This is a genomic window from Myroides albus, assembly GCF_009711045.1.
Lineage (GTDB): Bacteria > Bacteroidota > Bacteroidia > Flavobacteriales > Flavobacteriaceae > Flavobacterium > Flavobacterium album_A.
Map to the genome: position 1 here is coordinate 1 of NZ_WMJX01000066.1, position 8,446 is coordinate 8,446.

The window sequence follows — 8,446 nt, forward strand, 5'->3', positions numbered from 1 at the left end:
TTTTTTTTGCTTTTTCTTATATCGAACTCACGTTAAATATAGCTTCATTACAGATTTTGAGTTCTATTTAAAGACTGAAAAGAAGTTTCAACCCAATACTATCATTAAAACAATACAAAGGTTTAGAAGAGTTATTAAAGTGGCTATTGCACAAGAATATTTATTTAAAGATCCCTTCATGCTTTATAAACCTCAAAAACAGAAAAAAGAAATAATATACCTGAATCAAGGAGAGTTAAAGAAGCTAGAAAACTATAACTTCTCTCAAAAGAGAATAGAAAGAGTAAGAGATATGTTTATTTTCTGCTGTTATACAGGATTAGCTTACAATGAAATGAATGAACTAAGTAGAAAACATATTGTAGAAGAGTTTGATAATAACTTGTGGATTAAAATGACACGTAGAAAAACAAATAAAACTATATCTATTCCTTTACTACCTAGAGCTCTTGAGTTATTAAAGAAACTAGAGAATACAAATGAAGAACAAGAAAAGCTCCTGCCAAAAATAAGTAACCAAAGATTTAATTCTTACCTGAAAGAAATAGCTTTTATAGTAGGGATAGATAAACTACTAACCCATCATACTGCTAGAAAGACTTTTGCTACTACAGTTCTATTATATAATGATGTACCTATAGAAATAGTTTCTAAGCTTCTAGGGCATTCTAAGATTACTATGACACAAGAACATTATGGAAAAATAGTTAATACTAAGGTTAGTGAGCATATAAATAGACTATCTAGTAAATTAAAATAATAATGTTTATATATTTAACTGTGCCTAATTACTAGGTACAGTTAAACTTATTACTAATGGAAGAACTAATTACACCATTCAATGATTATCCTATTGAATTTAAAGAACTAAATCCTGATGATTTTGAATTTTTTAATGTAGCAGAAAAGATTATTATAACACCTAATGCTGATGGCTATATAAATGGAGAATTACAAAATGCAATAGACCTGAGTACTAAAAATACTGTTGTAGTTAATGCAGGAGTTGGACAAGGTAAAACCTATTCAATTATACAGCTAGTAAAGAAATATTATGATTTAGCAGAAGAAGAGTATGTTATATTTATAGCATCACCTTATATGAGCTTAGTACAACAGTATTATGATAAAACTATAGATTGTGGTATTTCTGTAGATCAAATTTATAGATATGAAAACATTGGAATAAATAGAGATATTAAGCCTGAAGATTCAAAAGTGCATATACTTACTGTAAATGCTCTATTAGGAAATCCAGGTGAAGATGCATTAATTAACTCTCAAGCTAAAAGAGACTATATTAATCATATGGTAAAGTACTGTGAAGAGAACAATAAGAAAGCAGTATTTATATATGATGAGATTCATGATGCTATACATAATTTCAAAGAAGAGTATATTTTTACTTTATGGAAGTGGAGAAATGTAATACACAAGAACTTAATTATTAGTGCTACATTTAATGAAGCATCTAAGATAGTAATCAAGTATTTAGCAAATCTTACTGAAAAGAATATACAACTTATAGAATCTAAAAGAATACGTATTGTTGAAAAACAAAGTGAATTATACCTTCATTATAATAATAATCAATATTACAATTACAATGATGAAAACATTGTAAATCTTCTAAAATTATTAATTGAACATGAAAAAGATATAGATATACTAAGCTACTCTAAGACTTTAGCAGATAATATTTGTAAAAACACACATGAAGAAAGAAGTATTGGAAATATATTAATTCAAAAATACTCTGAAATACAAAATTGTACAACAGCTTTAGATAATAATCAAAGACCTGATAGAGAAATACCTACAAATAGATATGATCCTTTAAAATGTAATGTTGGTACTAACTTTAAGACAGGAATTAGCATTGAGAAAGAAAATCATGCTTTTATTATTATAATGCCCCCTAAAGGAGCAAAAAGTTTATTCAAAAATAACTATGGTGTATTCACAGATGGTATTAATGCTATTATCCAAGCATTTGCTAGACAAAGAAAAAAAGGAGAAATACATGTAATTTTACCTAGCCCTGATACAATTGATTATTCTACTTTACCTTTTTTTAGTGAACATGATAAAGTAGAAGTATTTAAACAGTTATATACTAATGGAAAAGAAGTGTCAGAAGATAGTGAAAACTTAGTTAAGTACATTTCTATTAATAATCAAAAGAATATTTTAGAAGATTATTATAATGATGTTTATAGAAAGAATGTAGAGGAAGAATTAGAGTTTTTTATTACTAGTGATATTCAACATACTCCTGAGATTAGATTTCCTAGTTTAGAAAGATTTATAATTACTTCAGGTGAAAAATATTTAGTAAACAAATATCCTTTTTTTGGAGGGGATTTATCTTCTTATATAACTTATAGTGCTATTACAAATCAGTTTATTAACTGTAAATTTAAAGGTGTTTTTTATAGTAAAAAAAACTTGATTTTAACTTGGAATAATATTAATCTAGGAATAGAGGAATACTTTGCTGATAATATTGACATTGATTATTATAATGGATTTTTAATTTATCTATCTGATATTGAATTTTATTGTGAGTTAAAAGAAATGCTATTTGTAAACAACAGGATTCTTTTACAAAAAGAAGATGGTACTACAGAAGAAATAAAAACTCAAAATTCAAATAAACATATTGAACAGAGTATACTTACTATAATACAAAATTATAGATATTCAAATGCAGTAGAACTATTTGATAGAGGAGAATATTTTAGAGCAAAAGTATGTGAAGCTTTAAATACTAATATTGATTTATTAAATGAAGATATAAAAGATATAAATGAAGCCTATCTTACAATGAATCATTTCAGAGATAAAGTTGTTAACTCTATTCAAGAAATTCTTATAAATGGTCAAGAAGTGAAATACATTTCATCTAGACATGCAGATTCTTTTATAGAAGATAGTGAAATAGAAAGATTTGATAAAATGATTAATACCTTAATAAACAAAGATATATTTTTAAAAAATGGTGTATATGATTTTTCTCGCAGTTTTATTAGAACACAGGATAAGTCAAGACATATTACTACTTTTTATAATATTATTAAAGAATGTTTTTTTAATACTACTAGAAGATCTATAAATAGAACTAATCAAAGATGTAATGTTGTTGAAATTCTAGAAGTATTAGAAGTTGAAAATCAACAAATGTTTCAGAATAATAGTATGAGTGAAGAGCAGTTTAATAGTTTACAAGATATTTCAGAAATACTAACTCTTTAAGAATTCTAATCCTACCACTTTTGGTACAAACCTTATATAGTAATCCTACCAAAACAGGTAGGATTTTCTAGTTTACAACAGAAATAGAATATTATTAATCCTACCACTTTTGGTACAAACCTTATATAGTAATCCTACCAAAACAGGTAGGATTTTCTAGTTTACAACAGAAATAGAATATTATTAATCCTACCACTTTTGGTACAAACCTTATATAGTAATCCTACCAAAACAGGTAGGATTTTCTAGTTTACAACAGAAATAGAATATTATTAATCCTACCACTTTTGGTACAAACCTTATATAGTAATCCTACCAAAACAGGTAGGATTTTCTAGTTTACAAACAATTAATTAAAAAAATTATGCAATTAAGACAATCAGAAAGAAAAAGAGCAAAGATTAAAATGGCTCTTCAAGGAAGTGCAGGTTCAGGAAAAACTTATTCAAGTTTACTACTAGCACAAGGTTTAACTAATGGTGACTTATCTAAAGTTGCTATTATAGACACAGAAAATGGAAGTGCTGATTTATATGCACACCTAGGAGGTTATAATGTATTATCACTTCAACCACCTTTTACTCCAGAAGCTTATATTAAGGCAATAGAAATATGTGAACAAGCTAATATGGAAGTTATTATTATTGATAGTATATCTCATTGTTGGGATGAATTATTAGACTTCCATTCTAAACTTGTAGGTAACTCTTTTACTAATTGGGCTAAGGTAACACCTAGACAAAAAAGTTTTGTAGATAAGATACTACAGAGTTCAGCCCATATAATAGCTACTATGAGAACTAAACAGGATTATGTGCTAAATCAAAAAGATGGTAAGTATGTACCTGAAAAAGTTGGACTAAAGGCTGTACAAAGAGATGGAGTAGATTATGAGTTTACACTTGTATTTGATATTGATATAAAACACTATGTAGTATCTTCTAAAGACAGAACTAGTTTGTTTATGGGAAAACCAGAATTTATAATTAATGAGTCTACAGGAAGGAAAATACTAGAATGGTGTAATAAAGGAGAAGCTCCTGATAGAACTAAAGAGAGTATTAGAAACCTAATTAATAATTGTAAAACAGTTCAAGAACTTTTAATTCTCTATCAGCAAAATCCAATCTATCAAAATGAGTTTAGATCTGTATTTGAACAGAAAAAAGCTCAATTATTTACTATTACTAATCCTCAAAACTTCAATCCAAATGAACAATTTAACTATAACTAGTAATTTTACTAACATAATAGAACAAGATACATTTATTAGAGATTTTAATATTTCTAATATTAATCAATTATCTAATAATATATTAGATGTAGATGAGTATTTAACACCTGCTGTAGTTCTTCCTAAATACACTCATAAACCATTTATTGAGGCTAATACACAGGAGATAGAATTACTAACTCTGCAGCAGGACTGTATAATTCCTGTGTTTTCTAAAGACAATGAAAAGACTATTGCACATCAAGAGTTTATAGATATAGCACAAGAATGTGCATATTCAATCTATTCAGGAGAAACTATTGAAATACCTGAAATAAGAGTATCTCATCAAATAAAAGGAAGAACACCTGATGCAATTCATAAAAGTGCTAAAGAGCTTCTAGAGCATGAGAAAACACAGTATTTTGAGAGAATGGCTTTTATTATAAAGATACCCTCTATAACTGCTAATATTGGAGGTAATACACTCTCATTAACCCTAGGAGGGGTTAGAGCTTATAACCAAGAAAACCTGTATAATAAGAAGTCTTTTGAAAAATTCAAATTCTTTATAGGCTTTCAGAATCTTGTATGTTGTAATCTTTGTGTTAGTACAGATGGTTTTTTATCTGAGATTAAAGTTAGTTCTTATGAAGAGCTTTATGCTAAGATTCTAGAGGTAATGCAGAATTACAAAGCAGAGCAACACCTAGAGCTTATGAGAGATTTTACTAATTACTCTTTAACAGAGCATCAATTTGCTCAATTAATAGGTAAATCAAGATTATACAATCACTTACCTAAGTCTCAAAGATTAGAACTACCTGAAATGACTTTTAATGATGGGCAGTTTAATACAATAGCTAGGGATTATTACCAAGATGAAAGCTTTTGTAAAGATGAGTATGGAAATATTAATCTATGGAATGTGTACAATCTATTTACACAAGCTAATAAGAGTAGCTATATAGATACATTCCTAGAAAGAAATTTAAATGCCTTTGAGTTTAATCAAGGTATTTGTAATGCAATCAATGGTGATAATAATTACCAATGGTTTTTGAGTTAATTAAATGGAGCTATAAATAATATAGCTCCATAATTATTAGATAATAGAAGCTATTTGTTCAATATGATTTATTAAAGAAAGGCGCTTATTAACAGATAAACCAGGAAAATGTCTACTATCATATAATTCCCTATATTTCTGAATAGCAGTAGTTTCTAAAACAGTATTATTATCAACATAGTTTATTAAATGAGTTAAAGCTTCATAAAACTTTTCTGCAACTCTACTATTTCCTTCTCTATTATTAGAAATAAAATGTCTGACATATACTTCATTATTTTTTAATACTGTTAGATGAATAGCTACAGCATATGCAGGTCCTCCACTTAAAGAATAATTATCTCCTTGTGTTAAATAATCACCAATTCCAATAAAACCATTTGCTTCATAAGTAAAATGCATATCTGAAAAAAAACTTTCTAATGGATAATCTGCATTTCTTTGTAACTTCTTAAAACCATCCAACAGAATAATCTTATTTGAAGATGTTATACTATTGATATAGTTACTTGAAACTTGATCTTTACAAAAAACATGAAAATCTATATTCAAATTCTCCAGTAAATTTACATTTTCAAAATTAGTTTTATGTATTAAAAATTTATCTCTGTTAGGTATTTGATTAAATGATTGTAATTCTATTTGAGTTGTTGCATTATGAACAATATACGCAATAGAATAATTATCATAGTCATGTAGAACCCCATTAACATAAATTTCTAAAACTTCTTCTATGGAAATGTTTCCCACTTGAGGATTTATAATAATGATAAAGGGAATCTTATTTTTTACAAGTTGTTTAAACTTATTAACATTAGCATTTTTAATACTAACAGGTTCTAAAATAGGCAGTACTTTTGACTTAAGAGGCAATTGGAGTAAAGAGTTTATTTCTTCTCCTTTAGCTCGCAAATAAGGGTAATACATAAATATAATTTTAAGTTATTTTTATAAAAATAACCAAATATTACAATAGATACTAATTATTTTTAATATATCAAATCTAGTTTATCAATTATATTGAGGCATTGTTTTTCATTATATCTTTTAGAAATTGCAGATATTTTGATTGAATTTGGTAATTTCTTAATAAGTTTTTTTTGATGTTGTTCTAATTGTCTTTTAGAGATTTCCTCTATGAACATATTATGAATTTCAGAAATAGGAATAGTTTTAAATAATTTATAACATTCTTTATAAATTTGAGTATTAGGAACTTCAGGTATATAATTAAATTTTTTCTTAACTATATTTTTAAACTCATCAATTCTTAAGATATCAAAAAAATACTGATGATTAAAAAGCTCTCTATTTGATTTAGGAGCTTTTATCTCATTAAACCCCTTTTCTTCAAGTAGTAATATACCTATATTATCAGGTATTTCATCCTGAATCTTTGTTAAAAATTTTGAATACGTAACTAAGTAAACAAATTCAAATACTTTACAGTAATCTGTTACTTGTTGTAAAAGTCTTTTAGGAGTATCTATTTCTGATTTAATTTCATAAGCTGTAGTAGTTCCATTAAAAACAGCTAAATCTAAAATTGAATTTCCAACTCTAAACTCAGAAAGTGTCAGACAATTATTTAAATTATGTTTTTTTAAAATTACTTTATTAAATAATGTGTTTTTATAAAAATGCTCATTTCTATAACTTATTGAGAAATCTTTATATACTAAGTTTAGTATTTTTCTAATTTCTAAATTTGAATTTATTTGTTTGTGATGTTTTGGTATTAGGTCTAATACTTTAAATATCTCCCCTAAGTTATTATTAGCTAAATTGTCCATAAAGACAGGACTGAAAATTTTTGAGATAGATAAATAATCAGATTTTTTCATTTTTGTAATCATTGTAAAAGTGTATATACTTCTAATTTGAAAGAGAAAGTTATAATATTCTTACTAAAGGCAAAGATATCAAAATATTAATTTCAATTGTCTTCTAAAGAGAGCTAAATATATAATATTATATCCAGATAAAAGCGTAAATTACCCTACAAACTAGCCCCCCTTATTCTTGAGAAAGGAAATACCCCTCCCTGAATATATAAACAGATGTTTTTTTGAGCCTATATAATTATCTATATGAATTTATATGCTAGGTATATTTATTCTTACCTGTCCAATCTTCTTGTAGTTTATATCTTTTAGGATTTATACATGTATTCTATCTTCTTAAGATACAGTTAAGTTAATCTTACTTACTTGAAAGTTATATATATATATTGTTCTATTCTTCTTTAACTAAAAATAAGCCTACTTAGGTTAAAATATACTTATTTGTAACTGTAGCTAGTAACTCTTGTTATAATAACAATATACACTCTTTTTTTATAAGCTTCCCACACAAAGACCTCCACTTATCCTTGCAAGAGAAAATATCTTGTCCTTATTATAAAAATCAAAAGATGCATGTATTTAAGCTAATAGCTAAATGAAATATGTTTTAATCTTAGGTCTTTTATAGGGTATTTTTAACTCAAAAATTTAATATTATGGTAAGAATTATCAACTACAAAAAGAGACAAACAGAAGAGGGTAAAGAGTTCTGTGTTTTAGAAATTAGTGGTGGTATTGAAATGGTAAAGAGTAAAACCTCTAATCAATTCTATGCTACAGTAAAGAAAGCTTTTATTTCATCTACATTTGATGAAGATACATGTAAAGCTTTAATAGGTACAGAGATGTCAGGTAATGTAATTAGACAAGAATGTGAACCTTATGAATACATAAATAAGGACACAGGAGAGGTGCTAATGTTAACTCATAGATACCAATATGTACCTGAAGAAGTAAAAACACAAGATCAGTTTATAGATGACTTGATTAAAAATGGAGTATCTATTTAAATAGTTTACTAAATACTGGATATCCAAACGAAATCTGGACAATTAGTTAAGCAGC

7 protein-coding genes are annotated in these 8,446 nt (G+C 26.5%); 5 read left to right on the forward strand and 2 right to left on the reverse strand.

From position 1 onward, the window contains the following. The 4 genes from GJV76_RS14650 to GJV76_RS14665 all read left to right on the forward strand — a co-directional run. The coding region (locus tag GJV76_RS14650; RefSeq protein ID WP_155093337.1) for a site-specific integrase at positions 1–760 on the forward strand (760 nt) is incomplete at its 5' end. 56 nt (positions 761–816) lie between these two features. Next, entirely contained in the window at positions 817–3,255 is a 2,439-nt protein-coding gene (locus GJV76_RS14655) for a DEAD/DEAH box helicase (protein ID WP_155093338.1), read from the forward strand. A 364-nt stretch (positions 3,256–3,619) separates the two neighbouring features. After that, a complete protein-coding gene (locus GJV76_RS14660; protein WP_155093339.1) occupies positions 3,620–4,489 on the forward strand; it encodes an AAA family ATPase in 870 nt (289 codons plus the stop codon). Further along, a complete protein-coding gene (locus GJV76_RS14665) occupies positions 4,467–5,537 on the forward strand; it encodes a DUF3871 family protein (RefSeq protein WP_230381575.1) in 1,071 nt (356 codons plus the stop codon). Before GJV76_RS14660 ends, GJV76_RS14665 begins: the two co-directional genes overlap by 23 nt. Before the next feature lie 36 nt (positions 5,538–5,573). Here GJV76_RS14665 and GJV76_RS14670 read toward each other — a convergent pair whose 3' ends face one another. After that, positions 5,574–6,464: a sce7725 family protein gene (locus GJV76_RS14670; RefSeq protein ID WP_155093341.1), complete on the reverse strand. Its 891-nt coding sequence runs from the start codon at positions 6,462–6,464 to the stop codon at positions 5,574–5,576. Positions 6,465–6,526: 62 nt separating this feature from the next. After that, on the reverse strand, positions 6,527–7,381 hold the full coding sequence (locus GJV76_RS14675; RefSeq protein ID WP_196216241.1) for a sce7726 family protein: 855 nt from the start codon (positions 7,379–7,381) through the stop codon (positions 6,527–6,529). Between the two features lie 656 nt (positions 7,382–8,037). Between GJV76_RS14675 and GJV76_RS14680 the strand changes: the two genes are divergently transcribed. Continuing rightward, positions 8,038–8,391 carry a hypothetical protein gene (locus GJV76_RS14680; protein ID WP_155093343.1) on the forward strand — a complete coding sequence of 118 codons (354 nt, stop codon included), beginning with the start codon at positions 8,038–8,040 and terminating at the stop codon, positions 8,389–8,391. Positions 8,392–8,446 lie beyond the last annotated feature (55 nt).

Excerpts from the sequence above, each read along its gene's own strand:
- GJV76_RS14655 (WP_155093338.1), top strand. The coding sequence starts at position 817 with ATGGAAGAACTAATTACACCATTCAATGATTATCCTATTGAATTTAAA.
- GJV76_RS14660 (WP_155093339.1), top strand. The coding sequence starts at position 3,620 with ATGCAATTAAGACAATCAGAAAGAAAAAGAGCAAAGATTAAAATGGCT.
- GJV76_RS14665 (WP_230381575.1), top strand. The coding sequence starts at position 4,467 with ATGAACAATTTAACTATAACTAGTAATTTTACTAACATAATAGAACAA.
- GJV76_RS14670 (WP_155093341.1), bottom strand. The coding sequence starts at position 6,464 with ATGTATTACCCTTATTTGCGAGCTAAAGGAGAAGAAATAAACTCTTTA.
- GJV76_RS14675 (WP_196216241.1), bottom strand. The coding sequence starts at position 7,381 with ATGAAAAAATCTGATTATTTATCTATCTCAAAAATTTTCAGTCCTGTC.
- GJV76_RS14680 (WP_155093343.1), top strand. The coding sequence starts at position 8,038 with ATGGTAAGAATTATCAACTACAAAAAGAGACAAACAGAAGAGGGTAAA.